31 protein-coding genes are annotated in these 26,964 nt (G+C 38.9%); 8 read left to right on the top strand and 23 right to left on the bottom strand.

Annotated elements, in window-relative coordinates; all coding sequences use genetic code 11:
* Positions 1-53: 53 nt before the first annotated feature.
* Both PNIG_RS07615 and PNIG_RS07610 read right to left on the bottom strand, forming a co-directional pair.
* Positions 54-1,271 carry a pyridoxal phosphate-dependent aminotransferase gene (locus PNIG_RS07615; RefSeq protein ID WP_089368185.1) on the bottom strand — a complete coding sequence of 406 codons (1,218 nt, stop codon included), beginning with the start codon at positions 1,269-1,271 and terminating at the stop codon, positions 54-56.
* A gap of 130 nt (positions 1,272-1,401) precedes the next feature.
* A complete protein-coding gene (locus PNIG_RS07610; RefSeq protein ID WP_058373251.1) occupies positions 1,402-1,746 on the bottom strand; it encodes an Hpt domain-containing protein in 345 nt (114 codons plus the stop codon).
* Positions 1,747-1,883: 137 nt separating this feature from the next.
* Here PNIG_RS07610 and PNIG_RS07605 point away from each other — a divergent pair, with 137 nt between their 5' ends.
* Together PNIG_RS07605 and PNIG_RS07600 are read left to right on the top strand one after the other, a co-directional pair.
* Complete coding sequence (locus PNIG_RS07605) at positions 1,884-2,477, top strand: tRNA-uridine aminocarboxypropyltransferase (protein ID WP_089368184.1); 594 nt, start codon at positions 1,884-1,886, stop codon at positions 2,475-2,477.
* 32 nt (positions 2,478-2,509) lie between these two features.
* Entirely contained in the window at positions 2,510-3,295 is a 786-nt protein-coding gene (locus tag PNIG_RS07600; RefSeq protein WP_089368951.1) for a CLCA_X family protein, read from the top strand.
* 17 nt (positions 3,296-3,312) lie between these two features.
* Here the strand turns inward: PNIG_RS07600 and dcd are convergent, their stop codons facing one another.
* Both dcd and apbC read right to left on the bottom strand, forming a co-directional pair.
* Entirely contained in the window at positions 3,313-3,897 is a 585-nt protein-coding gene (gene dcd, locus PNIG_RS07595; protein WP_011328000.1) for a dCTP deaminase, read from the bottom strand.
* A gap of 6 nt (positions 3,898-3,903) precedes the next feature.
* Positions 3,904-4,980 (bottom strand): iron-sulfur cluster carrier protein ApbC, encoded by a 1,077-nt coding sequence (gene apbC / locus PNIG_RS07590; protein ID WP_089368183.1) that lies wholly within the window; start codon positions 4,978-4,980, stop codon positions 3,904-3,906.
* Between the two features lie 176 nt (positions 4,981-5,156).
* On the opposite strand from apbC, the gene metG reads away from it, so the two are divergent.
* Positions 5,157-7,178 (top strand): methionine--tRNA ligase, encoded by a 2,022-nt coding sequence (gene metG / locus PNIG_RS07585; RefSeq protein ID WP_011327998.1) that lies wholly within the window; start codon positions 5,157-5,159, stop codon positions 7,176-7,178.
* Positions 7,179-7,256: 78 nt separating this feature from the next.
* Here the strand turns inward: metG and PNIG_RS07580 are convergent, their stop codons facing one another.
* The 4 genes from PNIG_RS07580 to PNIG_RS07565 all read right to left on the bottom strand — a co-directional run bounded on the left by PNIG_RS07580 (position 7,257) and on the right by PNIG_RS07565 (position 9,488).
* Positions 7,257-7,793: a hypothetical protein gene (locus tag PNIG_RS07580; protein ID WP_244181067.1), complete on the bottom strand. Its 537-nt coding sequence runs from the start codon at positions 7,791-7,793 to the stop codon at positions 7,257-7,259.
* 97 nt (positions 7,794-7,890) lie between these two features.
* Positions 7,891-9,027 (bottom strand): ISAs1 family transposase, encoded by a 1,137-nt coding sequence (locus tag PNIG_RS07575; RefSeq protein ID WP_089368182.1) that lies wholly within the window; start codon positions 9,025-9,027, stop codon positions 7,891-7,893.
* Between the two features lie 62 nt (positions 9,028-9,089).
* The gene (locus PNIG_RS07570; protein WP_089368181.1) at positions 9,090-9,278 is read right to left on the bottom strand and encodes a hypothetical protein; all 189 of its coding nucleotides are present in this window, start codon (positions 9,276-9,278) and stop codon (positions 9,090-9,092) included.
* Between the two features lie 27 nt (positions 9,279-9,305).
* Complete coding sequence (locus PNIG_RS07565) at positions 9,306-9,488, bottom strand: hypothetical protein (RefSeq protein WP_011327996.1); 183 nt, start codon at positions 9,486-9,488, stop codon at positions 9,306-9,308.
* A gap of 180 nt (positions 9,489-9,668) precedes the next feature.
* Here PNIG_RS07565 and PNIG_RS07560 point away from each other — a divergent pair, with 180 nt between their 5' ends.
* On the top strand, positions 9,669-10,205 hold the full coding sequence (locus PNIG_RS07560) for a Tll0287-like domain-containing protein (protein ID WP_089368180.1): 537 nt from the start codon (positions 9,669-9,671) through the stop codon (positions 10,203-10,205).
* Between the two features lie 87 nt (positions 10,206-10,292).
* On the opposite strand, the gene PNIG_RS07555 is transcribed toward PNIG_RS07560, so the two are convergent.
* The 7 genes from PNIG_RS07555 to aceK all read right to left on the bottom strand — a co-directional run bounded on the left by PNIG_RS07555 (position 10,293) and on the right by aceK (position 17,062).
* A complete protein-coding gene (locus PNIG_RS07555; RefSeq protein ID WP_167376932.1) occupies positions 10,293-11,849 on the bottom strand; it encodes a phospholipase D family protein in 1,557 nt (518 codons plus the stop codon).
* A gap of 111 nt (positions 11,850-11,960) precedes the next feature.
* Positions 11,961-12,485: a DUF2937 family protein gene (locus tag PNIG_RS07550; protein ID WP_089368178.1), complete on the bottom strand. Its 525-nt coding sequence runs from the start codon at positions 12,483-12,485 to the stop codon at positions 11,961-11,963.
* Positions 12,486-12,537: 52 nt separating this feature from the next.
* Positions 12,538-12,954: a thiol-disulfide oxidoreductase DCC family protein gene (locus tag PNIG_RS07545; RefSeq protein WP_089368177.1), complete on the bottom strand. Its 417-nt coding sequence runs from the start codon at positions 12,952-12,954 to the stop codon at positions 12,538-12,540.
* A gap of 151 nt (positions 12,955-13,105) precedes the next feature.
* A complete protein-coding gene (lepB, locus tag PNIG_RS07540; protein ID WP_089368176.1) occupies positions 13,106-13,756 on the bottom strand; it encodes a signal peptidase I in 651 nt (216 codons plus the stop codon).
* A gap of 141 nt (positions 13,757-13,897) precedes the next feature.
* Positions 13,898-14,149, bottom strand: a complete 252-nt coding sequence (locus PNIG_RS07535; protein WP_011327990.1) for a DUF2999 domain-containing protein — start codon at positions 14,147-14,149, stop codon at positions 13,898-13,900.
* 82 nt (positions 14,150-14,231) lie between these two features.
* Positions 14,232-15,194 (bottom strand): zinc-binding dehydrogenase, encoded by a 963-nt coding sequence (locus tag PNIG_RS07530; protein WP_089368175.1) that lies wholly within the window; start codon positions 15,192-15,194, stop codon positions 14,232-14,234.
* An 89-nt stretch (positions 15,195-15,283) separates the two neighbouring features.
* Positions 15,284-17,062 carry a bifunctional isocitrate dehydrogenase kinase/phosphatase gene (aceK, locus tag PNIG_RS07525; protein ID WP_011327988.1) on the bottom strand — a complete coding sequence of 593 codons (1,779 nt, stop codon included), beginning with the start codon at positions 17,060-17,062 and terminating at the stop codon, positions 15,284-15,286.
* A 102-nt stretch (positions 17,063-17,164) separates the two neighbouring features.
* Between aceK and PNIG_RS07520 the strand changes: the two genes are divergently transcribed.
* Positions 17,165-18,112: a LysR family transcriptional regulator gene (locus PNIG_RS07520; protein ID WP_011327987.1), complete on the top strand. Its 948-nt coding sequence runs from the start codon at positions 17,165-17,167 to the stop codon at positions 18,110-18,112.
* Between the two features lie 112 nt (positions 18,113-18,224).
* Here the strand turns inward: PNIG_RS07520 and PNIG_RS07515 are convergent, their stop codons facing one another.
* Positions 18,225-18,593 (bottom strand): MliC family protein, encoded by a 369-nt coding sequence (locus PNIG_RS07515; protein WP_011327986.1) that lies wholly within the window; start codon positions 18,591-18,593, stop codon positions 18,225-18,227.
* A 314-nt stretch (positions 18,594-18,907) separates the two neighbouring features.
* Between PNIG_RS07515 and PNIG_RS07510 the strand changes: the two genes are divergently transcribed.
* Positions 18,908-19,354, top strand: coding sequence for a hypothetical protein (locus PNIG_RS07510; protein ID WP_086995586.1), 447 nt, complete (start codon positions 18,908-18,910; stop codon positions 19,352-19,354).
* A 12-nt stretch (positions 19,355-19,366) separates the two neighbouring features.
* Here the strand turns inward: PNIG_RS07510 and icd are convergent, their stop codons facing one another.
* Both icd and PNIG_RS07500 read right to left on the bottom strand, forming a co-directional pair.
* Positions 19,367-20,617, bottom strand: a complete 1,251-nt coding sequence (gene icd / locus PNIG_RS07505; protein WP_041454683.1) for an NADP-dependent isocitrate dehydrogenase — start codon at positions 20,615-20,617, stop codon at positions 19,367-19,369.
* A gap of 225 nt (positions 20,618-20,842) precedes the next feature.
* Positions 20,843-21,406, bottom strand: a complete 564-nt coding sequence (locus PNIG_RS07500) for a hypothetical protein (RefSeq protein ID WP_231613459.1) — start codon at positions 21,404-21,406, stop codon at positions 20,843-20,845.
* 341 nt (positions 21,407-21,747) lie between these two features.
* Here PNIG_RS07500 and PNIG_RS20030 point away from each other — a divergent pair, with 341 nt between their 5' ends.
* Both PNIG_RS20030 and PNIG_RS07495 read left to right on the top strand, forming a co-directional pair.
* Positions 21,748-21,915, top strand: coding sequence for a hypothetical protein (locus tag PNIG_RS20030; RefSeq protein WP_007375427.1), 168 nt, complete (start codon positions 21,748-21,750; stop codon positions 21,913-21,915).
* Positions 21,916-22,052: 137 nt separating this feature from the next.
* Positions 22,053-22,904 (top strand): transporter substrate-binding domain-containing protein, encoded by an 852-nt coding sequence (locus PNIG_RS07495; protein WP_089368174.1) that lies wholly within the window; start codon positions 22,053-22,055, stop codon positions 22,902-22,904.
* 34 nt (positions 22,905-22,938) lie between these two features.
* On the opposite strand, the gene PNIG_RS07490 is transcribed toward PNIG_RS07495, so the two are convergent.
* The 5 genes from PNIG_RS07490 to rnm form a co-directional block, all read right to left on the bottom strand.
* Positions 22,939-23,517, bottom strand: a complete 579-nt coding sequence (locus tag PNIG_RS07490; RefSeq protein WP_011327980.1) for a YceI family protein — start codon at positions 23,515-23,517, stop codon at positions 22,939-22,941.
* Between the two features lie 66 nt (positions 23,518-23,583).
* Positions 23,584-24,138: a cytochrome b gene (locus tag PNIG_RS07485; protein WP_089368173.1), complete on the bottom strand. Its 555-nt coding sequence runs from the start codon at positions 24,136-24,138 to the stop codon at positions 23,584-23,586.
* 233 nt (positions 24,139-24,371) lie between these two features.
* The gene (locus PNIG_RS07480; RefSeq protein WP_089368950.1) at positions 24,372-25,124 is read right to left on the bottom strand and encodes a segregation and condensation protein A; all 753 of its coding nucleotides are present in this window, start codon (positions 25,122-25,124) and stop codon (positions 24,372-24,374) included.
* Between the two features lie 96 nt (positions 25,125-25,220).
* Positions 25,221-25,841 carry an L-threonylcarbamoyladenylate synthase gene (locus PNIG_RS07475; protein WP_011327977.1) on the bottom strand — a complete coding sequence of 207 codons (621 nt, stop codon included), beginning with the start codon at positions 25,839-25,841 and terminating at the stop codon, positions 25,221-25,223.
* Positions 25,838-26,692 carry an RNase RNM gene (rnm, locus tag PNIG_RS07470; RefSeq protein ID WP_011327976.1) on the bottom strand — a complete coding sequence of 285 codons (855 nt, stop codon included), beginning with the start codon at positions 26,690-26,692 and terminating at the stop codon, positions 25,838-25,840. Before rnm ends, PNIG_RS07475 begins: the two co-directional genes overlap by 4 nt.
* Positions 26,693-26,964: the final 272 nt, after the last annotated feature.

Genomic DNA, 26,964 nt, shown 5'->3' with positions numbered 1-26,964 from the left:
TAGCATAAGTAAAAACGAGCCTAAATTGGCTCGTTTTTTGTGTGTTTTAAAAGTTAGCCTTGTCGGTAATCTTTAAAAAAGCGCTGCATTTTAGTCATCGCATCCGTTAAATCATCTTTGTTGGGTAAAAACACCAATCTAAAATGATCAGGCTCAGGCCAGTTAAATGCACGCCCATGCACCAGTAATATTTTTTCGGCTTTGAGTAAATCAAACATCATTTGCTCATCGCTTTTAATATTAAAGCGCGCGGTATCTACTTTAGCAAAAGCATATAAGGCACCTTTTGGTTTTACGCAGCTAATACCCTCTATTGCATTGAGCCCGCGCCACGCTATATCACGCTGTACATACAAACGCCCGCCTGGATTAATTAGGTTGTCGATTGATTGTACTCCGCCCAATGCTTGTTGAATGGCATATTGAGCAGGTACGTTAGCGCACAAACGCATAGATGATAAAATTTCTAGGCCTTTGCGTAAGTCACTCATAACCGACGTACGCCCACTTAACACCATCCAGCCCATTCTTAGGCCAGCAGCACGGTACGTTTTTGCTAAACCGTTAAAGGTAATAATAGGCACATCGTCGCACAGTGCACCAATTGAGCTATGCGTAATGCCGTCGTATAAAATCTTTTCGTAAATTTCATCACTTAACAGTAGTAACTTGTGCTCACGCGCTATGTCAATTAACTGCTGCAGTAAATCATCGCTATACACAGCCCCTGTCGGGTTATTTGGATTGATCAATACTAATGCTTTGGTTTTAGAGGTGATTTTACTTTTTATATCAGCAATATCCGGAAACCAATCTTGCTCTTCATCACATAAATAATGCACCGGATTGCCACCAGAGAGCTTTACTGCAGCGGTCCACAGAGGGTAATCGGGAGCGGGGATCAGCACTTCATCGTCATTATTTAACAATGCCTGCGTAACCATTTGAATCAGTTCGCTAACGCCATTGCCAATATAAATGTTATCTACATCTAAATTATATAAACCGCGTTGTTGATAATGCTGATAAATAGCCACCCGCGCCGAATAAAGCCCTTTAGAATCACAATAACCTTGGGCTGAATATAAATTGCGAATAATATCGCGGTGCATATCTTCTGGCATATCAAAGCCAAACGCAGCCGGATTACCAATGTTTAGCTTTAAAACTTTTTGGCCTTCGTCTTCCATTTTTTTAGCTTGGACTAAAACAGGGCCGCGAATGTCATAACAGACACCGTCTAATTTATGACTCATTTTAATTTCTGACATTACTACCTCTAAAGGGCACGAATAACCCTTAGAATAACTTAGTAAAGACGTAAAACACTAGTCAATTTAGTAACTTAATACTGAAATAAATTCATGTTTAATGCCTAAACCTACGCCTTTACTTATCTGCTTAACGTGATGCCAACCAGTTATTTAATAGCGTTTGAGATTGCGTCACTTGCGTCATTAACTGCGCTGATGCAGCAGTGGCTTGAGCTAAGTTATCGTTATTTAAACTTTGTTCAATTTCACCCGCTACCGCGGCCAAGCTATCGGCACCAAATTGAGCCGCATTCGACTTTAAACTATGAGCGTGGCGCACCGACGCTTCTTTATCTTGCCCAATTGTGGCCAACACTTCTGAGCCTAAGCGCTCAAATTCCACACAACAAAAGTCGAGAGTAGCTGCAAATTGCTCACCTAATAACGATTCCATACTCTCTAATGCTGCTTCGTTAATACTTACTTCTGTCATATTTTAACCCTTAAAAACAATCTATACTTAATTAACCTTAATCTATAACACTCTATAGCTAAGCGTAAAAAAATCCAACTTAATTACCTTATAAATGTATAATTACTCATAATGTACCTTCACCAAAAGTAGTTTAAATGGCTCGCTCACTGTGTAATTTTTGTTTGTTCGCACTTAATACTTGTATTTGCAGTGCTGTAACCTCTATTAACAATAAAGTAAAAGTAATTATTTTACAGCACCCTAGTGAAGAAAAAGTAACAAAAAACACGGCTAAACTATTAAATTTATGCCTAGCTGATTGCCAAATAATCAAAGGCGAAAGTAATAACGACTTTGCGCAGCTTCGTGCCCTACCTGTCAGCTCAACCGTTTTACTTTACCCTAATGAGCAGGCTATAAATTTAGATAATAACGACGCGCTAAACACACTACTACCTATTACGCATTTAATTGTTATTGATGGTACATGGAAAAAAGCCTATAAAATTTTACAGCTAAGCTCGCTACTGCAACGGTTTCAAACTGTAAGCTTTGCTAATTTACCTAAAAATCGTTACACAATACGTAAAGCTCCCCGCGCAGATAGCTTGTCAACGCTTGAGGCCGTTGCACATAGCTTACAGCTTATTGAACAGTTAAACCCTGCCCCACTTTATAATTTACTTGATGAATTAATACAAAAACAAACCCATCACATGCCTGCTCACGTAAAAGCACGTTACTTATAATTTATGATTAGTTTTTATAAATGATATTAGCGATGCGTAACTATCAAAATAGATTAAAACGCGGCTTTAGCCGTCAAGGTCCCGATTATCGTTTTGACGATCAAGTTGATTTTTGCGATATAAGAGACACTTTCGGTTTTAGATCTATGGTGGTAGGTAAATGGGTAAACAAAGAAGAGCGCTACATTAGTGCAAATTTAATTTATGATGCGCTTGCCGACTTAGCACAAATACTGCACTTACCACCTAAAGCAATTGGCCTGCGCGGTAAACTCAATTTTGCGTTTGGTGCTGGCGGACAAAAGCATGTACAAGCGCATTATAATGCAGCTAGCCAAACGCTTACACTTGCAAAAAATGCCGGCGGTGGTGCGCTCGCCCATGAATGGTTTCATGCTTTTGATCATCATATAAGTGAGCATTTATTTGCAGCAAAACCACGCTTTGGTTTTGCGTCTAAACTGTGGTTATCAAACACGCCTAATTTATCGCATCCGCTCAATAATACGCTTAATGACTTTTACAAAAACGTGTTTTTAGATGCACAGGGCATTACTGCAAACCGATTTGTACAAACGTGCATTGAATACGATAAAGCAAAAAATATGAATTACATGAGTATGCCCGAGGAGCTAGCAGCGCGTTGCTTTGAAGCCTGTATAGCCAGCCACCCGCATATAAAAAATAGCTTTTTAGTCAGTGGGCTAAAAAGTAGTGATTTAATATACCCAGATGATGAGCACATTAACGCTGCAAATAAAGCGCTTAACCAATATTTTGAATTACTGGGTTATGCGCTTCATAAGTTAGATGAGTAAAGTGCTTTATTTAATCATTACCTGTCATCGCTAATACGACTTGCTACGGCACTGTTTTGATCTTTGTACTTAGCATCTTTACGCGTATTGTAAGGATTAGCACAAGGGCCTGTAAGTGTTTCAAAACTCATAGCACCAATTTTCATCATAGGTCTTAGTGCTAAAGGGAGTTTACCTGAGTTATAAAACTCTAAAACAATATTACCACTCCAACCGGGATCAATTCGATGCGCGGTTACATGCACCATTAAACCTAATCGTGCCAGCGATGAACGTCCATCTAGCCAGCCTACAATGTCTGCTGGCAGTGTTACTTTTTCATAGGTAATAGCCAGTGCAAGCTCGCCTGGGTGTAAAAAAAATGCTTCGCCTTCATCTAGCACAATTTCGTCGCTCATGATTGACTCCATGGCTTTATTGAGCTGATCTTTAGGGCCACTTAAATCTACATATGCTGCTGTATGTGCATGAAAAGTTCTAAATTTATTACCTAAGCGTAAGTCGGCAGTAACACCCGAAATCATCTCATCTGTAGGTGCAGGCTCAATAACAATACGGCCATCGTTTAGGTATTCTTTAATATGTGTATCTGAAAGTCTCATGGTGTATTAATCATCCGTAATCACAATCTCTACCGAGTTGTGATGCTGTTGATAGTAAAGCGTGCTGGCTATAAGCCGCGCTGCTGCGCTGTAAGTTTTGCTTATTGCTGCAGTGTTATCGCAAGCAATAAGTTTGCCCTGCTCAGAGTATTCTCGAATATCTATTGCAAGCGGAATATGTGATAGCACAGGAACGCCGTGCTTGTGTGCTAGTTTTTGTGCGCCATCTTTACCAAATACGTGGTTTGCCTCGCCGCAGTGGCTGCAAATGTAATGGCTCATATTTTCAATTAAGCCCAGCACTGGCACGTTTACTTTATTAAACATGGCGATGCCTTTTTGCGCATCGGCTAAGGCTAAATCTTGGGGTGTGGTAACAATTACTGTGCCACTTGCCGGTACTTTTTGGCTCATAGTAAGTTGAATGTCACCCGTACCTGGTGGCATATCAACAATAAGGTAGTCAAGCTCGCCCCAATCAGTTTCATTTAGTAGCTGGCTAAGCGCCCCCGATGCCATAGGCCCGCGCCATACAGTGGCGTCATCGCTGGGTACTAAAAAGCCGATTGATTGTGCTTTAATACCGTTTGCATCAAAAGGCTGTAACTGTTTGTTATCTTTAGTGATGGGCTCTGCGCCTACCAAGCCTAAAAGCATAGGGATTGACGGGCCATAAATGTCGGCATCTAAAATACCAACTTTTGCGCCTTCGCTGTGCAGCGCGCCTGCTAAATTAACAGCAGTAGTCGATTTACCCACCCCGCCTTTACCTGAAGCAATAAGCACAATATGTTTAATTGTTTTAAATTTTGCAGGCTCTTTAAGCTCTACCGTGGCCGACACAGTTACTGCCACCTTGAGAGCGTTAGTAACATGCTCTGCCACCATTGGCATTTCTGACTGTGCAGCAAATGGCAAAATTAAAGTAATAGTGAGCGATTTATCGTCGTTTTGGGTGATATTCTTAATGAAGCTTTCATCAATACCCACAGCAAAAGCGGCACTACGATACGCGGCTAAAGCAGCAAAGATCGGTTGTTTTTGCACCGATTTAGAAGAGAATAGTTTCGACAGTCCAAACATAGTAATTAAATAACGTTTCTTTGATGAAAAGTGCCTCGGAATTATGTAACATTCAGGGCATTAACACCAGTCAATTAATACAAATCCACAAGCTGTTGCGTTGTTAGCGCTCAGCTTGTAAATAAATTAATGATTTTCATCCGTTCCTTAATAGGAACCGTCAATTCGGAATGATTATGGCACAGCGAAAGATCCTGATTACCAGCGCATTACCTTATGCAAATGGCCCTACTCACTTAGGTCATTTATTGGAATATATTCAAACTGATATTTGGTCACGTTTTCAAAAACTACAAGGCCACGAAGCCTATTATGTTTGCGCCGACGATGCCCATGGCACGCCTATTATGCTTAACGCGCAAAAGCAAGGGATCACGCCTGAAGAAGCGGTAGAAAAAGTAAGTATTGAGCGTCAACGCGACTTTGCCGACTTTAATATTAAGTTTGATAATTATCACAGTACCCACAGCCAAGAAAACAAAGAGCTGAGTGAGCTTATTTATAATCGCCTAAACGATGCAGGGCATATTAAAAGGCACACTATTTCGCAGTTATTCGACCCAGAAAAAGGCATATTTTTACCCGATCGCTTTGTAACCGGTACGTGCCCAACCTGTAAGTCTGAAAATCAAAATGGCGACAACTGCGACTCATGTGGTGCAACATATAGTCCTACAGATTTAATTAACCCGCGCTCGGTTATGTCTGGTGCTGAGCCTATTTTAAAAGACTCTGAGCATTACTTTTTTGATCTGCCAGCATTTGAAGGCATGTTAAAAGAGTGGTTACACTCGGGTACTATTCAGCAAGAAATGGCTAACAAGCTTGATGAATGGTTTACTGATGGCCTGCAACAGTGGGATATTAGCCGTGATGCGCCTTACTTTGGTTTTGAAATACCAAACGCACCAGGTAAATACTTCTACGTTTGGTTAGATGCGCCTATTGGTTATATGGCCAGCTTTAAAAACCTGTGTGATAAAAAAGGTATCGACTTTGATGCTTTTTGGGCTGCAGATTCAGACGCTGAGCTTTACCACTTTATTGGTAAAGACATTATTTATTTTCATAGTTTATTTTGGCCAGCAATGTTAGAAGGCGCTAACTTTAGAAAGCCAACTAACGTATTTGCCCACGGTTTTGTTACCGTAAATGGCGAAAAAATGTCTAAATCGAAAGGCACGTTTATTAAAGCACGTACTTATTTAGATAATTTAAACCCAGAATATTTACGTTACTATTACGCGGCAAAATTAAGCGGCGGCATTGTTGATCTTGATTTAAACCTAGAGGACTTTGCGCAACGCGTAAACTCAGACCTAGTAGGTAAAGTAGTAAATATAGCAAGCCGTTGTGCAGGCTTTATTACTAAAAAGTTTGATGGCAAGCTAAGCGCAACCGTTATGCAACCCCAGTTGCTTAAAGAATTTCAAGCAGCTGCACCAAGCATTACAGCCCATTACGAAAACCGTGAGTTTAGCCGTGCAATTCGTGAAATAATGGCGCTTGCCGACAAAGCAAACCAATTTATAGATGCCGCAGCACCTTGGGTACTCATTAAAGACGAAACTAAACAACAAGAAGCGCACGAAGTTTGCTCATTAGGGCTTAACTTATTCCGCGTGTTAATTACCTACTTAAAGCCTGTACTGCCTGAAATGGCCGATAACGTAGAAGCATTCTTAAATGACGACCTTGCATGGGACGGCGTGCAAAATGCATTAGTAAGCCACCCAATCAATAAATTTAAACCGTTAATGCAACGTGTAGAAATGGACAAAGTAAATAAAATGGTTGAGGAGTCAAAAGAAAGCTTAGAATCAAAAGTGACCATTGACCCTAATAGCCCACTGGCTAAAGAGCCAATTTGTGATGAAATTGAATTTGACGACTTTGCAAAAGTAGACTTACGCGTAGCAAAAATTGCTAAAGCTGAGCACGTAGAAGGCGCCGATAAACTACTTAAGCTAACACTTGATTTAGGCGGCGAAACGCGCCAAGTGTTTGCGGGTATCAAATCGGCTTACGCTCCAGAGGATATTGAAGGTAAGCTTACTGTTATGGTTGCTAACCTTAAACCACGAAAAATGCGTTTTGGTATGTCAGAAGGCATGGTATTAGCTGCAGGGCCTGGCGGTAAAGAGATTTACATTCTTAACCCAGACGACGGCTCAGAGCCTGGCATGCGTGTAATGTAAGCTTTGCTTATAAATTTATATTTGCGTTAATATTTTTGTTAATGTAAAAAGCCGCTGAATTTATTAGCGGCTTTTTTATTAACCCAGCTTGTAGGTTATATTTATTTTAGCTAAATGAATAACTAAGCATTGCGAGCTAATATAAATTATCCAATTTATATACCTAATTTGTGGAAAGTACCCTTCACCGCTGTTCCCATAAATCCAATATAAACCAATTAATGCATCGGCAATTGCCGCTAATACTAACCCTAAACTAACCAGCCATACTCCCAAAGGTGCGTTTAACCCGCAATATGTATTAAGCAGCACTAAACTCATTAATCCCACACTGGTTATAACAAAACTATGAAGCCCGGTTAATAGCAGTACATAATAACCTGCCTCTGGAATATGCATAAAATAAAAACAAAGCAGCGATATTAATAGCGTGCCCCCTAAATAAGCAGCCACATAATATAATGGATACATAACTAAACTACGGCTCGCCAACAACACAGCAATAAAGAGTAAGCTGTATCCGGGTACAAAAAACCATACAGAGTCAGCTAAATAGTCGTGCTTAATTACCTCGTTATAACGGTAATATTGATTATTTAAATTAAAATTTACCACGTCTCCACAAATGCATAGCACTAAGGAGGCTATACATAATAAGGCAATATAACGTTGTTGTTTGTTTTTAGTGTGTTTATATACCCAGCAGGCACGGCTAGCGCATTTTAATCCCAGACTCTAGCAGGGTTGAGCGGTAATCATCGTCTAGCCCTGCCATTTTCTTTTTCCTCGCCATACTTGCTGACTTAGATGCATCTTGTTTAAAAAGCGCCATGGCTATCTTTCGCATTACATTAAACATTAATGGCCCTTGAAGTTTGCGTATTCTCGATTCATCTTCTCTGAAGTTCATATCAAGCATCCAATGCATGCTTTCAACCTGCCAGTGACTGCGTACCGCATTGAGTACTTGCGCTGCATTTAAGTCTAATGAACTTATATACCAGCGTGTTTCAGTGGTATCCGACCCTGCCGACTTATCATGAACTTCAGCCCTGACCTTAATAATACTCGTTAAGCCAGGCCAACGATAATCCTTGCCTAGCCAGCTTTTATCTATAAGTAACTGCTGGCATGTACGTGTTTCAACACGCCCATGTCCTGAGCTTATTTCGGTATGTTCATCACAATTATGCTTAGTTAACCTTTCACGCTCGCACTTGTGCCACCACGCTTCTAGTTCCTTTTGCATGCCTGAATGATTACCTTTAAGTGCAAGAATATAATCTGCTTTTTGTTGGATGATTTGTTTTGCTATTTCTTGTTGGCATCCCATCGCATCTAACGTAATGATACTGTTTTCAATATCGAGCAGGGTGAGTAATTCTGGTATTGCGGTGATTTCATTTGTTTTATTATCAACAGCCGTCTGCCCAAGCACTAACTGGTGTTGGCAACTCCATGCACTGACCGTGTGTAAGGCACTTTTTCTGTCTTTTGTGGTAAATGAACGCCGTGCGGTTTTGCCATCGATAGCGATGATATCTGCACCTGTAGTTTCAATCAGTGATGATATCCAAGATTGAAATGCCCTTTCTATTTCATTTGCTTTTAACCGACACATGACGCGAGCAATCGTGTCATGTTTTGGAATTCCTGCGTTGAACGTACCGTATTTTTTTAACCAATCAAGCTTTAGGTGCCCAAAGTCTTCAATATCTTCCCATCCTTCTGCACCAGAGAGTACAGCGCTAATAGCAAGGAGAAGAATATCGATAAGTTCATGCTTTTTACAACGTTCAATGCGAGGATCTGTAATTGAATTAAAATGTTTCAGAAAAGTAGTGCTCATATTTATGCGACCAAGTAATTATTATGCCTTGATCTGATCACTACTTGCTCTATAAGTTCAATTTATAATGATCTTGCCGTGACCCAGCAGGTAATACTGGCGCTATTAAATAACAAAATAATTAAGGTTATTATTTCAATAGCTAAAAGCACTTTACTCTGTGGTGAAGGCCATAAACCATATATACCTGCAGCTCCCACAAAAAGAGCCGCTAACCAAGCTAAAAACGAAAGCGTAATGTGTTTATTCATAAAACAAATCCACTAAGTTGCTTTACGTTATTGTTTATTTTTGTCAGGGGTAGATTCTGCTTTCATAGTTTGCATCTCTTTTTCTGCTTTTAGCTTACATACGGCCAACTGCTCTAAACGCATGCTTTTAATTGCTTCTAGCGGATCATCAAGCGGTTTACTTTGCTGCGATAATGCATATTTAGCACTGTCATCATTTTTAGTTGTCATTATTAGCTACCTTTTATGTAATTTATATTTTGGGTTTATCATCATTTAGCTAAGCTCTTTGCAGCTATAATTTATACAGTACTTAAATTAACCAGATATCCGGATAATTAGCGATAGAAAAGCTTGAATAAATTATTGCTCAGCTGTACATTAGAATCCTCTAATGTACAAAGGTGTATTATGCGCTCTATTTTATTATTTACCAGCTTGGTTGTTTCATCAAGCGTATTAGCTAATAGCGACGATGCATACTTTGCTCGCAGCACTGTTAAAGCATTTTCAACTGATTTAAAAAATGTTTTAGTAAGTACCATGAAAGCGAGCGGGCCTGTTGCAGCAATTGAAGTATGTAATATCAGTGCGCCAGCTATTGCACTACAACACAGTGCTAAAGAGTGGGAAATTAGTCGTACATCATTAAAAGTGCGCAATCCTAATAACCAAGCTAACGAGTGGTTAAATTCAATACTGATCGATTTTGAGCAGCGTAAAGAAAATGGCGAACCTATAGCAAATATTGAACATCAAGAACAAAAAGCCGATGCTTGGTATTTAGTCAAAGCAATTCCTACTGGGCAGGCTTGCTTAGCCTGCCATGGTAGTGAATTAAAGCCTGAAGTAAAAAACAAATTAACTGAGCTTTATCCAAGCGATAAAGCGACTGGTTTTAATTTGGGCGATATACGAGGCGCTTTTGTTGTAAAAAAGCACCCTTAAATACTATTATTATTCAAACTGTTAAACCTCTTACCCTGAGTGCTGATTAAGTATTAATATTGGGGTTACCGCCTTATTTAACACATATTAAAGTAAGTGTTCTACAGGCAGGTAGCCAAATAACCAAGCCTGAAAACGTACCCAGGTGCTGGCCTCTGGCTCAGAGTTTTTACTTACCACTTTAGTGGGTGTAATTGATTCATCTAACCACAGTAAGTCGTGATTAAAACCCCACCAATTCTCAGTTTTAGTGACATCTAATCGCCATGCATGGCGAGGTAACTCTTCTAAAAATATATCTGCTGCTGTGCTTGCCATTTTGTCACTGTAAATTACAACACCTATTTCGGTATTTAAATTAATTGAACGTGGGTCTAAGTTCATTGAGCCAACAAAAAGCGTATTACGATCAAAAATCATTGTTTTAGCATGTAAGCTCGCTTTTGATGAACCAGCTAAATCGGTGATTTTTTTATGTTTTGCTTTATCTTTAGATTTAATTTTAGGCTTAGACTTAGGTTTTACTGTAGCGCGTAACTCCCATAATTTAACGCCCGCCTCTATAAGTGACTCACGATAGTTTGCATAGCCGGCGTGCACAACGGGTACGTCGTTGGCCGAGAGCGAATTGGTTAAAATGGTCACATTAGCACCGGTATTAATCCAACGTTTTAAGCTTGCAACGCCTGCATCACCGGGAATAAAATAAGGTGAAACAATTAATGCTTCACTATGTGCATCATTAAGTAAATTACTTAATGCTGGGGCCATATAACCGGTATTATCATCACTCACATTCATTATTTTATCAGGATGATCGTATACTAATTCAGAGTTTGCCCAGTAAAGTGCTAGCTGTCCGCGTAGCAAATTATCAATAATATCCAGTGACTCTAAACGCCGTAGATAGGCTTTACTTTGCTCACTAGTATATATTTTAGCGAGTTGTTTTCGTACTTGTTCTAGTTTAGCTGCACTCGATGCAGGCGCTATATATTTAATCGCTACCGAGAGTGAATGATTCCAATATAAATCAAATGCAGTGGCCACACGCGGGGCAAATTCCCCCACGCCAAGTACATCTAAATCAGAAAAGTTAGTGTAAATATTGGCAGAAAAATAAGTATCTCCAATATTACGGCCACCAATAATAGCCGCCTGATTATCAACAATAAACGACTTGTTATGCATGCGCCTATTGATCTGTTTAAAATTAGTTAAAAAATCAACATAAGGTAAAGTGCGATTTGAAAACGGATTAAATAACCGTACTGACACATTAGGGTGTTGCACCAAGGCACTAAATAAAGCGTCTTGGCTTTCGTGGCCAAAGTCATCTAGTAACATGCGTACCCGCACGCCTCTATCGGCTGCACGAAGTAAGTAATGAGTGAATATTTTGGCCGTAGTATCGTTATGAAATAAGTAATACTGCACATCAATAGACATTTCGGCTTTTTCTATTAATAACAGCCTAGTTGCAAATGCATCAAGGCCATCACCAAGTAGATAGAACCCTGAGCTCGCAGGGTGTTTACTCGCCTCTAATGCTATGCCTTTAGCTAAGCTAGTATTTTGCGTTTTGCTAAATGCAGAGCTAGGTTCGGCTTGAACCTTAGGATAACTAGCGCAGCCAAAAAGCATGCTTATAACCATAAATAAACAAAGGGAAATTGCCGATAAATATCGCATAAATGCTATCAGTTCTCATAATATGTGAGCCTAGTTATATAGGTGATTTAAATGATTATACTATTATTGGGCTGGTTTCTCGATAGTGTTAACTTTACTTGCCCTTTTTTTAACTGAGTAAATTGTAAAAGGTAGCATAATTAATTGATTTAATAAAAAACCAAATACTAGCCCAAACGCAATACCGGTAAAAGTAAGCGGTATGCCTAATTTAAAGTTATCAATAGTATTTTTTAATATATCGAAACGGGTGGGAGTAAACATATAAATTAGTTTTTCAAAAAAGTTACCCTGTTTAAATATAGTCATTCCACCTTCTAAATCTGCAAATAAATCAAGGGTTAACAGCTTTTGTTGTGCATCAGTTTTAACACTTGGCTCGCTATTGCGTAAGTGTCTATCAATCATTGCTTTAACACTGGGAAATGCATGCATTTGGGCGGTGGCTTTATAACCATCAACTTGCCATTTTGTTGCCTGATACAAGCCCGCTAAATGTTGCTGATAATGATCCGTAAGTTGCGGTACTTGCAACGCTATAATTAACGCAACAGCAAAGGTTAGCTTATCAAATATTCTTACTATCATGATTAATTCCCCTTAGCATTTGCGTATTAAAGTTAAAAGTCTATTTATAAATTTAATCTAAAAAGCGATCACTTATGTCCTCTGCTGGCAACCAACAAGCATTTGTACGCCCAAACCACTTATAACGTCTAGCACCAATAAAATCATAACCCCAATCTCGTAATGGCCGAGGTATTATGAGTAACACTTGCAACAACGGCCATAAACCCGATAACTGCCCTGCAGTACGAAGTGCCGCTGTTGACTTAAACCAAATGCCACTATCGTCAATAAGCACCACAGAACCCAGCTTACTTGTAGCTTCACTTCCCTGCTGCTTAAGTAAGTTTTTTGCTACAGTTGACTGCAATGACGCAAAGCGAAATTTTTTATATGGATCATGCTCAATCACGAAGCGTACCGAGCCTGTGCATAAATTGCATACGCCATCGAACAGTAATATAGGCGATTTTTTAGTCTTTAAGCTCATATTATTGACTCTGCTGAACAGGTGTTAAAAAATAACAGGAATATCAAGCTACTATAATTACCATCAATTTACATTCGTTTTATTACTTTATGCAATACAACTCAATGGGTATAACCCGGGTTTTTATTTAGCTGCTAAAATACAAACACGCTTATTCAAGCGCTTTTAATAATCGATCAGTTCGCGGTAAATAATAGTTATCGTAATCAAGCGATACAATTACTCGCTCTGCTTTACCTAACATTTCGCTACGCGGGATCAAGCCTATTACGCGAGAATCGGCACTGTTATCGCGGTTATCCCCCATGGCTAAATAGTAATTATTCGGGATTGTGATTTTATCAAACCCTGCTAATCGCGACGCTCTATTGGCTACTCTTATTGAGTGTTTATGACCGTTTAAGTTTTCAATTTTATCAAGTGAACCTAAATTACTGTGCAAACGAGCATAGTTAAGCTTTTTACCATTAATAATAAGCTCGTTATGCTCAAGCGACACAGTATCGCCAGGTACGCCTATTACCCGCTTTATTAAGCGGTTATCAGCTTTTTTTGAATCAAATACTATGATATCACCTGCTTGTGGGTCGCCTAACTTCATTAGTGGTATATGCGTAAAGGGTAAGCGTAAATCGTAAGCCATTTTATTTGTTAAAACTCTGTCGCCTACTTCAATGGTGGGCCGCATAGAGCCTGTAGGTACTTCGTACCAATCGGCAACTGCACTTCTAAATACGCTCATTAACGCTATAAATATGATTAATGAACGGTTATTTTTCCAAAATTTAATCAGTGTTTTCATACAATATTCCCACCATTTTATCGACTAAAACTAAGACGCTAAAAATCAATAGCAGTTCAATTGCTAATGTAACAAAACATGTTTAAGGTGGGCTAAAGTACCAAGGTATAAGGTTATACCTTGGTTAAAAGTGCGGAGGGATTACTGATTTAACTTATCTTTTGCGGCTTGTACTTTCGAAAAGTCTAAACCTAACTCGTCTGTCGCTTCTTTAATTAAGTGCGGTTGAGTCATCACTACTGCCATTAGTTGCTGTAGTTTTTCAGGTGGTATACCAAGTTGTTGCACCATGGCCATTGCCATCATTGGGTTTTGCGTTAATGCTTCAAATAGCTCGGCTATTTGCTCGTCGCTAACATTATGATCTTTTAAAGTGGCGATAATTGGATTCATTATTAACCTTATTATGTGTGTTATAACTAAATTATATTGACTACCAGAGACATAAACAATGCCTATACATTACACTACTGGTTTATTCTACACTTAACACTACTTTACCGGCGTTTTCATTGCGCTCTAAAATAGCATGAGCCTCGCTTGCTTGGCTCCAAGGTAGCACTTTATATAAATTAAAATCGTAGCTTTTACTTGCAATATCGCTATAAAAACGCGCTACAAAATCATCTCTTAATGCGCGTTTAAACTCTATACTACGGTTTCTAAGTGTTGATGCATGAAACGAGATACGTTTTTGCAGTAAACGGGCAAAATCAACTTCAGCAAAACGACCATCTAAAAATGCCAGCATTACAATTTGGCAATCCATAGCCGCAACAGCCGCATTTTTGTTTAAATAACTACCCGAAACAGGATCTACAATTGTGTTAGCCGTTAGGTTATTAGCCTTCATATATTCTACAAAATCAGTGGTTTTATAGTTTATAGCATGATCGGCGCCCAGTGCTTTGGCATGTGCACATTTTTCATCTGAACCTGCGGTTATAACCACAGTTGCCCCTGCGCTTTTAGCCATTTGAATTGCAGCACCACCCACACCGCTTGCACCTGCATGAATTAACGCCGTTTGCCCAGCTTGTAATTTACCTAATTCAAACAAAGCACCAAATGCTGTTAAATATACTTCACTTATTGCAGCGCCCTCTCTCATAGACACGCCATCTGGTAACTCCATTAGCTGTTTGGCATCAACCGCAACATATTCACTGTAAGCACCACCAGCACATAAAGCAAAAACGCGTTTATTAAGCCAAATTTTATCAACTTTACCACCAATATCGCAAACGATGCCTGCGCACTCTAATCCTAATATTTGGCTGTCATCTTTTGGCGCCGGATACTTACCTTGGCGTTGCATACAATCGGCGCGATTTACACCAATGGCGGCTACTTTTACCAGTACTTCATGGCTCTTTAAAACCGGTTTATTGGTTTCACTAAATGCAAGTATGCCATCTTCATGAGAAATGTATTTCATTGCCACTCCTAAGCTTTATATAACTAAACGCTATTACTAAACGTTGCATAACTAAATTAATGTAATTTATATATGGGGATCAAAACACCTTATTTAAAGCGCCAACTTTGTTTATATGGATACACGTCGGGTAAATAGCCTTGTTGTACCTGTTGTTGGCACGTTTGCCAAAACTGGGCGTTAAATAAATCGCTGTGATGACTATTAAAAGCATTAAATGCCAATTCATTAGCACTAAAAAACACTTTAAATTGACTCGGAAAAATATCATTTGGCTCTATATCAAAATACGAGTCTGAACTTAGCTCTTCTAGCGCATTTTGCGTTTGCGGCACTTCTCTAAAGTTGCAATCGGTAAGTGGGCAAATTTCGTCATAATCATAAAATACTACCCGCCCCCAGCGCGTAACACCAAAGTTTTTCATCAGCATATCCCCAGGGAAAATATTAGCACCGGCTAAGTCTTTAATTGCTCTGCCGTAATCTAGCATCACTTGTGCAAGTGCTTTGCTGTCGCAATCATTTATATATAAATTAAGCGGGGTCATTTTTCGCTCAACATAAACATGTTTTAAAATAAGCGCCTTGCCCGAAATAATTAAACTGGACCCAATGTGCTCTTTCATTTGTTGCAGCAACTGCTCGCTAAAGCGGCTCAAATCAAACGCTAAATACCTAAACTCATGCGTATCTACCAGTCGCCCTACTCTATCGGCTTGTTTTACAAAGTTGTATTTTTCTTTTACTTGCGCTTTAGTGGCGGTTTTTGGTGCGCTAAATTTATCTTTAATTACTTTATAAACATGGTCTGAGCCAGCAATAGTAAACACTAGCATTACCATACCCGGTGTACCTGGCGCAGCCACATACTTAAAGCTCGCGGGGCTATTTTTAGTGGTATCTACTTTATAACGATAAAACTCTGTTTTGGCATGTTTTATAAAGCCAATCGCATTAAATAGCTCAAAGCGCTGTTTATGCGGCATAAGTACACTTAAGTAATCTACATAACGCGCTGGTTGGTCGGTATCGACCATAAAATACGTGCGCGCAAATCCAAATAGTAAACTTAGTTGGTCGGCGCCCATCATTACCGCATCAATTTTAAGCCCCTTGGGGGTATTTAAAATGGCAATAGCAAAGGGCATATTATCGCCATTTTTAGCAATGCATCGGCCTATTAAGTAACAGGCTTTGTTTCTATAAAAATGTGAATATGCATATTCTATATAGCCGTCGTTTAAGTTTATTAACTCATAAACTTGTCGACATTGTTGCTTAGCACCTTGCGTTAAAGTAGCCTGCAGGGTGGCAACATCTTGGTTTAAATTACTAAATGGCACTCTAAAAACCTGATTAGTGATCAGCGTTTTTATTGCGCTATTAAAGCCATGCTGCAATGAAATACGTTTAACTAAGCTGTCGTATGGTCGAGGTTGAGTACGATATTTAGCTTTTAATACAAATAAATGCACAGTACGTATTTTTTTATCGTCCCAAATAGCACCAAAGGTAGAATTAAAAAAAGTATGCGCTATTGGCTCGTTTTCATGATTTTTTACCATGTTGCCATAAATATTTTTAGCTAATTGCCAGGTCTGTGGACAACTTAACTCCGCGTAGGCAATAACCTTTACCGCTTCACTTACACTTTTAACTTGGCGCTCATACACTTGTAAACGCTCGCGCATAGCACTTTGTACCTCGTGATATTGTCGCTGTTCAAAGCGGCTTTGTGCGCCTAAGGTTATATTTAAAAAGGTGGCAAACATAGCTTCAAACCCAGCAAAAACGGCGCGCGCTAACTTAGTCGCAATCACATCTTGCACTGTACTATTTTGCAGTTTATTCGTTATTGTATCTGGCATATTTACTAGGCTTATTACGGCTATTATTTTTTAGTTGTTTACACCTTAGCAAGCAGGCTTTAATTTAGATAATTAATACAGTAAATAAATAAGATTGATTAAATGAATATAAGAAATGTCGATCTCAACTTGCTTGTGTACCTAAACGTACTAATAGACGAAAAAAGTGTTTCTAAAGCGGCTAATAAACTCGCACTTACCCAACCTGCTATGAGTAATGCGTTAAAGCGGCTGCGTGACTTATTTGACGACCCGCTTTTGGTGCGGGCTTCAGGCTCTATGGCGCCCACAGCAAAAGCGCTGGCACTAAAGCCCGAAATAGAGTTATTACTTAAAATGGCTGAAGAAATTACTCAGCCCACTGAGCTATTCGATCCGACAAGTGCCAAAGTAACGTTTAGAATTATGGCAAACGATTATTTAGAGTCGACGTTAATCGCCCCTTTTATAACTGAGCAGTTGAGTAAAAACCCAGGAATAAACTTTGATATACTCAGCCCAAGTGATGTAAATCTGCAAGATATGGAAAAAGGCACCATAGATTTAGCAATTAACCGCTTTAATGGCCTACCACGATCGTTTCACCAAGCTACGGTTTGGCGCGATAACTATTGTTGTTTAACGCACCCCAATAATCAATTTTTACAACAGTCGAGCCTAGAAGATTACTTAAAAAGCGAACATATTTGGGTAAACCGTGCAGGTTGGGGGCCTGAGCCCGCTGTTACTAATAAATCTGGTAAGCAAAAGTTAGGATGGGTAGACGAAGCACTGTGGCAATTAGAACAAACTCGAAAAATACGCGTTTTTACACGCCATTACATGATTGCCAGTTTACTGTGCCAGTCAGATAAGTTAATTGCTACATTACCACGTCGCCAAGCTAAGCTGTTAACTACGCATACTAACTTGGTTATCAGCCCAGTACCTTTTCAAATTGTACCTATTGAGGTAAAAATGATCTGGAGCCCATTGTTGCATCATGCATCGGCGCACCAATGGTTACGCAGAGAACTACTGGAATTTGCAAAAACAATTGCCGACAGGTAGTAATACTAGTGCAAAGGTATATAAAATTTACAACGAGTAACTTGCACAGTAGGTGTTGCAAATTACTCGTTAAATTCGCCTAAACTTAGGCTTTAATGCGTATTAATAAGGCTTATAGCGCTGTACATGTTTCAATTGCATCACCCGTGCTACCATCTTGCATATGGCTAAACAGCGTGCCTTCAGAGCCAGTACCTGATGCTTTAGTCCAAAACTCGTACTTGTCATTCATATAGCGCGCACCACTGGCCGACACAGCAATCTTCATTTCGTATTCTGTACCTAAATAGTCAACTGTTGCAGTGTCTGTAGAGGGGTAAGTTACCGCCATTGTATTACCACTTTCACACTGATAGTTATGCACTATTACCGCTGTTTGTGCCGTGTTTTTTACGTCGGTGTGGCTGTTGTCTTGTGGCTCATTACCACAAGCCGAAAGCATTAATGTGGTGATAATAATAGCAGGAGCAAAAATTTTCATAGCAGTCTCTTTATTGTTAGTTAGTGGTTAAACCATTGCCTGTGTAACAAGGTTATTGTTAAGTGTTATCTGTTAACTTACTAATAATAGATACTTATACCAGTGTGGTTAAGCCTCTGTATCTAGTTTGTAAAATTAACAACTGTGGCTACTGTAAGCTAATTAGGCTTAATGTAGCCTTGCTAAACACACTAAAATTCGTCGTAATTTAACAGTATTGATATAATCAATATCAGTTATTGAAAACAACAATTTTATTAATACTAGAGTTAGCGCTAGAGTGAAGTTAAGCCAACTAACTAAGAGTAATAATTATGCAAACTTCATCAAGCTTCACCCAACAAGACGGATTGTTTATTAATAGCCATTTTCATCAATTTATTGAGCAGCAGTTAGCACCACTAGCGGCGATGCCAAGCGATGATATTTATCAGGTACTTGCCACTTTAGTAGATGAATTTGGCTGTACTTGTCGTAAAACTAAACATAATGCGGATGATGTTTTAGATGTGCAAACATTGCTTAATGCTTATCAGCATAATAACCACCCTTATTGCAATGTAGACTCGCAAACAACAGAAGCTGTTCTGGATGAGCATTGCTGCCAAGTTCCAGCCATTATTGTAGTTGCGTTAATGGATACGCTTAGCGGCACATTTAATACCGACCAAGATGCACATGCTATTTATCATCGTGCTGCGCAGTTAACTAATCGTGCATGTACGCATCGCGTAAACCTTGTTAACGTATCTGCAGCCTAATAATGGTGTTGTTTAAAAGTGCTCGATGACCCTAAGTGCAAAATCTGTACAACTTAAGGGCATCGAGTTATGAGGCTCAGATAGTAAATCAAACGTAACCTCTCCCGCCGCTAACGTGCGCTCTAAGGCATTTTCTATTAAATTAGCCGCCTCATGCCACTGCATAAACTTAAGCATTAATACCGCACTTAAAATGCTGCTGCTCGGATTCGCTTTATTTTGCCCAGCAATACGCGCAAATGTACCGTGCGTGGGTTCAAAAAATGCTACCTCATTATTTAAATTAGCCGCCGGCATTATGCCTACTCCACCTACTTGTGCGCTAAGCATATCTGCTAAAAAGTCACCATTTTGATTAGTCGTTGCAACTACATCAAATTGCTCTGGGTGCATTAAACACTGCTGTAACATGTTATCGGCTATAACTTCTTTAATTATAAGTGGTGGCTGCCCTTGTCGTGGAATATGTAACCAACGGCCGTTTTCATCATCAATGGCTTGGTATTCACGCTTAGCGAGTGCAAAGCCCCAGCGTTTAAATGCACCATCAGTAAATTTAAGCACATTACCTTTGTGCACTAAAGTCAGCGATTCGCTGTTATTTTTTAGCGCGTAATTAATTGCGTAACGTACTAGGCGCTCTGAGCCTTCTTTAGAAATGTTTTTAATGCCAATTCCGCATTCTTGGGTAAACCTTAAACGCGTAACCCCCATTTCTTCGCATAAAAAATCGAGTACTTTTTCGCTTTCAACACTACCAGCTTGCCACTCTATACCCGAGTAAACATCCTCACTGCTATCGCGCAACACAGTGATATTAGTTAAATAAGGATTTTTTAACGGCGATGGCAATGCACTAAAGCCTTTTATAGTGCGCATATTGACAAATAAATCCATTTCTTGTCTAAGTGCAACGTTAAGCGAGCGAAAACCACCACCCAAAGGAGTCGTTAATGGCCCCTTAATCGCTATTTTACATTCTCTTACTGCATTTATTGTTTCTTGTGGAAACCAATCACCATCATATAGTTTGGCTGCTTGCTCACCATTGTATACCTGCATCCAATGAATTTTTCGCTTTGCTTGGTAACAATGCGCTATCGCGCTATCAACCACTTTTCGCATTACAGGCATCACATCTTGGCCTACACCATCACCATCAATGTAAGCAATAATAGGTTGCAACGGAATTTGCCATTGGCCATTTTTTGCTATTTTTATGCTTTGCCCCTGTTCGGGCACATTAATATGTTGATACTGCAAAGCTAACATCCATCAAAAGTACATTACCCTCGATTAAAGCATGTTAAATTAAGCGTGTCTGCAGTTGCTTTTTATAGCGACTATTACAGTAATGAATAGTCAGAACTTGCCATTTTATAGCTGTTAATAAATGAGTTTTTGAATTGGCGCAGCTTATAATAATTAAAACTGTAAAAGTAATCTTAGTGGTTTTTATACGCACTTATTATTTGCAGCCGGGCATTTTTAATGCGCTTCGCTATTCGCTGTTTTTATAACTTTATAAAAATATTGGTAACCATATTCACTAAAATTTTGTGACTGCTGATTCATAAAGCCATGCAGGTATAGTGTTTTTAAACAGCGCACATTGTTTTTGGCCGATAAATTAGTTATTAATTCATCTACATTAAAGTGCGGTTCAAACCCAGGGAAAATGAATTCACATGGATGAATAGCATCTATATTTAAATAATTACGTATTTGCGTAGGATAAAAAGCAATTACTTTTTTAAGATGTGTAGTTGTAGTACTCGCTTGTGCCCGCCATGCAGCGCTAGCACCGGCACTAAATGCAATACAAATAGTGGGTTTGCTTAATTTATTAAAATATTCTTCGAGCTTGGCTGCATATTCGTCATGGCCACAGTGTTTAATAAATAACTTATAGTATTCCTCTTCATTTTCAAGGGCTTGATGAACTCCATTATAGGGATCAACTATTTGGTTTTCAGCATTAAAGTGCTTAGCTAATTGCTGTAAACAAGGTGTTTTACCGTAAATATCGCTGATAACTAGGTATTGCATCATTTCCCTTTTAAGTTATTGATAGTGGCTGTCATAAATAATATAACAAAAAGCTTGCATATAAAATACAACTGGGTTACCTTCCCTCTCTGGTTTAAATAAACCACCGCGGTTAACCATTTACCCTGATCCAGTAAGCCCCGCAAAACGTATATTCAAAAGCTAAGTTATTGTACGGCGAGAACCCCTTAAATAATACCGAGATGATTTTATTATCATCGCAAAAGTGTCATAAAGATCGTCAACACTGTAATGAAGCTAAACACAACATCGTTAATTTATTAACTGCATATAGCTATAAAAAATAGCGCAGAATAAATAACAAGAATAAAGTGAGTTTTATTATGTCTTATAAATATAACGGGTCTATGATCCAAATTGCACATCCAGTGCAGTCAATTTCAGTAAACAAACATCGTGTAATTTTTAGTGATACACAAGGTTTAAAAAATGCATTGTTTCAAAAAGCAAGCGATGCGCGTCAATTTGTTAAATGGCTAAAAGCCAGCTAACCTACACTGATTATAATTTGCCTACTTATTAGCGCAATAATCAAAATTAAATGCCAGCCTTGTTGCTGGCATTTTACTTTTTATCACTTTATTAGCTACACTTAAGGTTAATAGAATAATAGTAGGTAATTTTTGTAATGCTCCGCGCATTTTTAGTTGTTTTTATACTTAGCTTATTCAGCTCACCAGTTATTGCTAACACCATTAACTGGTTAACGCATGACTTTGCACCCTACTACATTTTAAATGGAGAAAACAAACACCAAGGTCGCGACGAAAGCATTATTTCTTTACTCGAAAAACAACTCCCCAATATTACTTTTAATAGAATACTCATTCCTTCGGGCAGAGTTATCCAAGAACTCTCCAATACCTCAGCCAATACGTGTGCTTTGTCACTGTATAAAAATAGTTTTAGAGAAGAGCGCATTTACTTTACTGATGAAAGCTCTACTACTGGCCTTTCTCCTGCAGTAGCTATGCATATTAAGCTCAGTAGAGCACTTAAGCTACCTGCTGATAAAGCGGTGTCGTTAGCCTCTTTAATTACGGCTGATAAGTTAACTTTAGGTATTTCTATGAGCCGCTCTTACGGTAACGAAATAGACACACTTATTAATACCACACCCGATATAAATTTAATTATTAGACCTACCCGAGATAGCTTAGCAAGCCTTACTTATATGCTTAATTTAAAACGCATTGATTTGTTATTAGGTTACCCAAGCGAGCACTACTATTTAGCTAAATCTATGAATTTTGATAAAAACCTAACACAGCGACCCCTTCTAGAGTCACCTGAGTTAAGTTATGGCTATATAGGTTGCACTAAAAACCAGCAAGGTGCCAAACACATTGCTTTGTTAAATGAACAACTAAAAATAATTAAACAAACCCAAGCTTATACGCAAATATTAATGCGCTGGTTACCTGCGCATTTAAAAATAAAGCTTAAAACACGCATAGCAGAAACAAAAAACGCCACATAATGTGGCGTTTTTATCGAAGTGCTTACTTCAGATATTACTGACGAATACCTTCAATAGATAAACCAATATCAACATGAGTTGATGCAGGGCCTAAATTGTAGTCAATGCCATAATCAGCTAACTTAAGGCTAGTTTCGCCTTCAAAACCTACACGATGACCACCCCATGGATCTTTACCTTCGCCTACTTTATCTATTTCAAAGGTAATGGTTTTAGTAACGCCATGCAAAGTAAACTCACCCGTCACTTCACCAGAATCGTCGTCATCAAACTTTACGCTGGTACTTTTAAACGTTGCCGTTGGGTATTTACTAACATTTAAAAAATCTTTACCTCGTAAGTGCTTATCGCGCTCTGCATGGTTAGAATCTAAACTCGTGGTATCAATGTTTACCGTGATCTGTGATGCGTTTGGTGTTTTTGCATCATAACTAAATGTACCGTCAAAGGTATTAAAGCGACCATGTAACCAACTATAGCCTAAATGCTTTATTTTAAAATTTACAAACGCGTGTGCGCCTTGTGTATCAATCACATAATCAGCAGCGTTTACAGCACTTGCCGATAGCAGCATAGCGCCTGATACCGCGGTACTTAATAGTAGTTTTTTCATTGTAATCATCCTTTTATTGGTAAATACCCGTTAACATTAATAGCTAATCTGAGTTCAGGTTAGCTATTAATTTTTAGCGTTAATTGGTTTAATCATTCGAATTAATGTTTTATCTTTATCTATAAAATGGTGTTTTAATGCACCTAGTGCATGCAGTACAGCAAAACCAATTAAAGTGCAGGCTGCGTAATAATGCACTTCCCCAGCAATATCGGCTTGTCCGTCAAATGTAAAGTTTATTGCTGGCACATCGAATAACGTAAACACTTCGATAGCTCGCCCATCTGCGGTAGAAATTAAATAGCCTGCTACAACAATAACCGCCAAAATAATGTACATAATAATATGGGCAGTGTGCGCTATTTGGTTCATTGTTTTGTTAGTACCCAGTGGCTTAGGTTGAGTCGAAAAAGAGCGCCATAAAATTCTAAACAAAAACACCGCAGCTAAAGTCAAACCTATGCTTTTATGCAAGTCTAATGAGCCTTTATACCAACTATCGTAGTAGGTAAGTTCTACCATGTACAAGCCAAGGCCAAATAAACCAAAGATAGTTAATGCCATTAGCCAATGTAAAATAATCGCAATAAGCCCGTAAGATGCAGGCGAGTTTTTAAACATGTCTTTATTCCTTTATGTTATTACACCTACAATATCGCGCAAGAGCATAAATAGGAATAACATTTACAAACACTTTACGTGCATATACGCACAGAAGTATGTTTACGCAGCCAATTTTATTAACTAGTAGGTAATAAGTAGAGAATTATAAGACTTGCATGCGGAGCTTTTTAATAACTATTGTTAATTGTAATCGTTATTAAAAGAGGTTGTTTTTGAGTGCTTATTAATAACTATTGAGTCGATTTTTTACTGAGGCTCACATAAATAAGGCTATCTGATGTGACTTGCAAGCAGGTAATTAACCCTTCTTTTACCAGCTCAAGTATAGCGATAAAGCTCACCACTGCACCGCTTCGCCCTTCATTAACAGTAAAAAGCGCACTAAATGGTAAAGCCGATTGAGTATGTGATAACTGCTGCAATATTTGGCTCATGCGTTCACGGGTAGAAAGTACTTCGGCGCTAATTAAGTGATGTTCTAGTGTTTTAGCGCGCGCCATTATATCGCTCAGGGCAAAAAGTAAATCTTTAAGTTGCACTTCAGGAAGCTGCTCAGTGATATTTTCAGCCACCGGCATAGCAGCATGGGCTACAAAAATATCACGACCCACCCGCGGAATTTCGTCTAAGTTTTCGGCGGCTTTTTTAAATTGCTCGTATTCTTGCAAACGTTTAATAAGCTCTGCACGAGGATCTTCCTCTTCTTCTAGCTCTTTGTGTACGGGCAACAGTAAACGAGATTTTATTTGCGCCAATAAGGCTGCCATCACTAAATACTCGCCCGCAAGTTCGAGTTGAAACTCAGTCATCATTTCAACATAACTCATGTATTGCTCTGTAATACTAAAAATAGACAATTCGAGAACATCAAGCTTGTGTTTTTTTATTAAATACAGCAATAAATCGAGCGGCCCTTCAAACGTTTCTAAAATAATTTCCAGCGCATCTGGCGGAATATATAAATCAGACGGTTTATCGACCATGGCTTTACCATGTAAAAAAGCCAGTGGCAGCTTTTGCTGCACTGGCTTTTCAATGGGGGTGCTTATTGGTTTGGTGTTTTCTTCGTTCACTATTTTTTACTCAAACGGACTAGTATCACCACAGCCAACACGCAAAATTTGCACTTCATCTTCAGATAAATCAACCACTGTGGTTGCTTGCTCTGCTAAATAACCACCATGGATAATTAAATCTACGTGTTTATCTAATCGCTCAATAATTTCATCTGGATCTGACTCAGTGTATTCTTCACCTGGCAAAATAAGTGAACACGACATGAGTGGCTCGCCAAGTTCCTCTAGCAATGCACACGCAATAGGATGCGCTATAACGCGTATACCTATGGTTTTTTTCTTGTCGTTTAATAAACGTTTTGGTACTTCTTTAGTGCCTTTAAAAATAAAAGTATAAGGCCCAGGAGTATTGTTTTTTATTAATCTAAAGGTTTGATTATCTACGCGTGCATACGTAGAAAGCTCAGATAAATCGCGGCACACTAAGGTAAAGTTATGGTGTTTTTCTATGCCACGAATACGCTCAATACGCTCTTTTGCTTGTTTATTACCAATATTACACCCTATGGCGTACCCCGAATCTGTAGGGTAAACAACAACGCCGCCTTGCTTAATTATATCGGCAGCTTGTTGAATTAACCTTGATTGTGGATTCTCTGGATGAATATGAAATAGTTGACTCATGTTGCTGCTCCTTCTTGCTTTTCCCAAGCTTGCCAAACGCCGCGGCAATCCTTAGGTAAGTATAGATTTTTACCAAGCTCTAAGTAGCTTGTCGGAAAATGAAAATCAGACCCTTGTGAACACAACAAATCATACTCACGGCTCAACTCGCCTAAAAATTGACGATCACTTGGTGCTTGCTGAGGCTGAGCAACTTCCATTGCGTCTCCGCCAACAGATTTAAACTCAACCAATAATTTGCGTAGCCATTTATTAGACATTTGATAACTGCTAGGGTGAGCTAAAACCGCCACTCCACCAGCGGCATGAATCGCCTTAATAGCCGTTTTCATATCGCACCAACTACTTGGTACATAACCGGTTTTTCCGCGCCCTAAGTATTTTTTAAATACCCCGGGAAAGTTTTTTGCAACACCGCGTGCTATTAAAGCGCGAGCAAAATGCGCGCGAGTAATTTGCGCATCTTTTGCAAGCTCTTTTGCTTGCTCGTAAATATCATCAAAGCCATTTTTAGCTAGGCGTGTACCTATTTCTAACGCGCGAGTTTCGCGTTTTTGCTGTTGCTCTAGCAATAAAGCCGTTAGGTCTGAATTTTCAGTATCAATATTTAACCCCACAATATGAATTTCAAAGCTTTCCCAGCGGGTTGATATTTCAACTCCAGTGATCAGCGATAATGGTAGGTTTTCGGTATCAATAATATGCTGAGCAGGCTTTATGGCAGCCACAGTATCGTGATCTGTAATAGCAAACACATCTATATTTTTATCAACAGCACGATGCAATAGCTCTGCAACGCTTAGCTGCCCATCGGAATGTGTTGTATGGCTATGTAAATCATATTTTATCAAAAGAAAACTACTTAAAATTAAGTGTGGAAAGTATCGGTAATTAGTATAACAAGTTTTTTAACTAAATTGTTTTTAAATAAACACTTGACATCAAAGCATATGATACGTTTTACTGTAGCCACTTAAAGACACTATAAGCATTAACAATAATGAACAATTCTACTTTAAACACTATTTGGTGGTGGCACTCGTAATTTCCGGGTGATGAATTGTCGTGTCTAACAAATATTCAAAACCCGCAACTGTGCGGGTTTTTTTATCACTAAATTTTA

It is taken from the genome of Pseudoalteromonas nigrifaciens (genome assembly GCF_002221505.1).
Lineage (GTDB): Bacteria > Pseudomonadota > Gammaproteobacteria > Enterobacterales > Alteromonadaceae > Pseudoalteromonas > Pseudoalteromonas nigrifaciens.
This window is presented reverse-complemented; position numbering and strand designations above follow the sequence as displayed.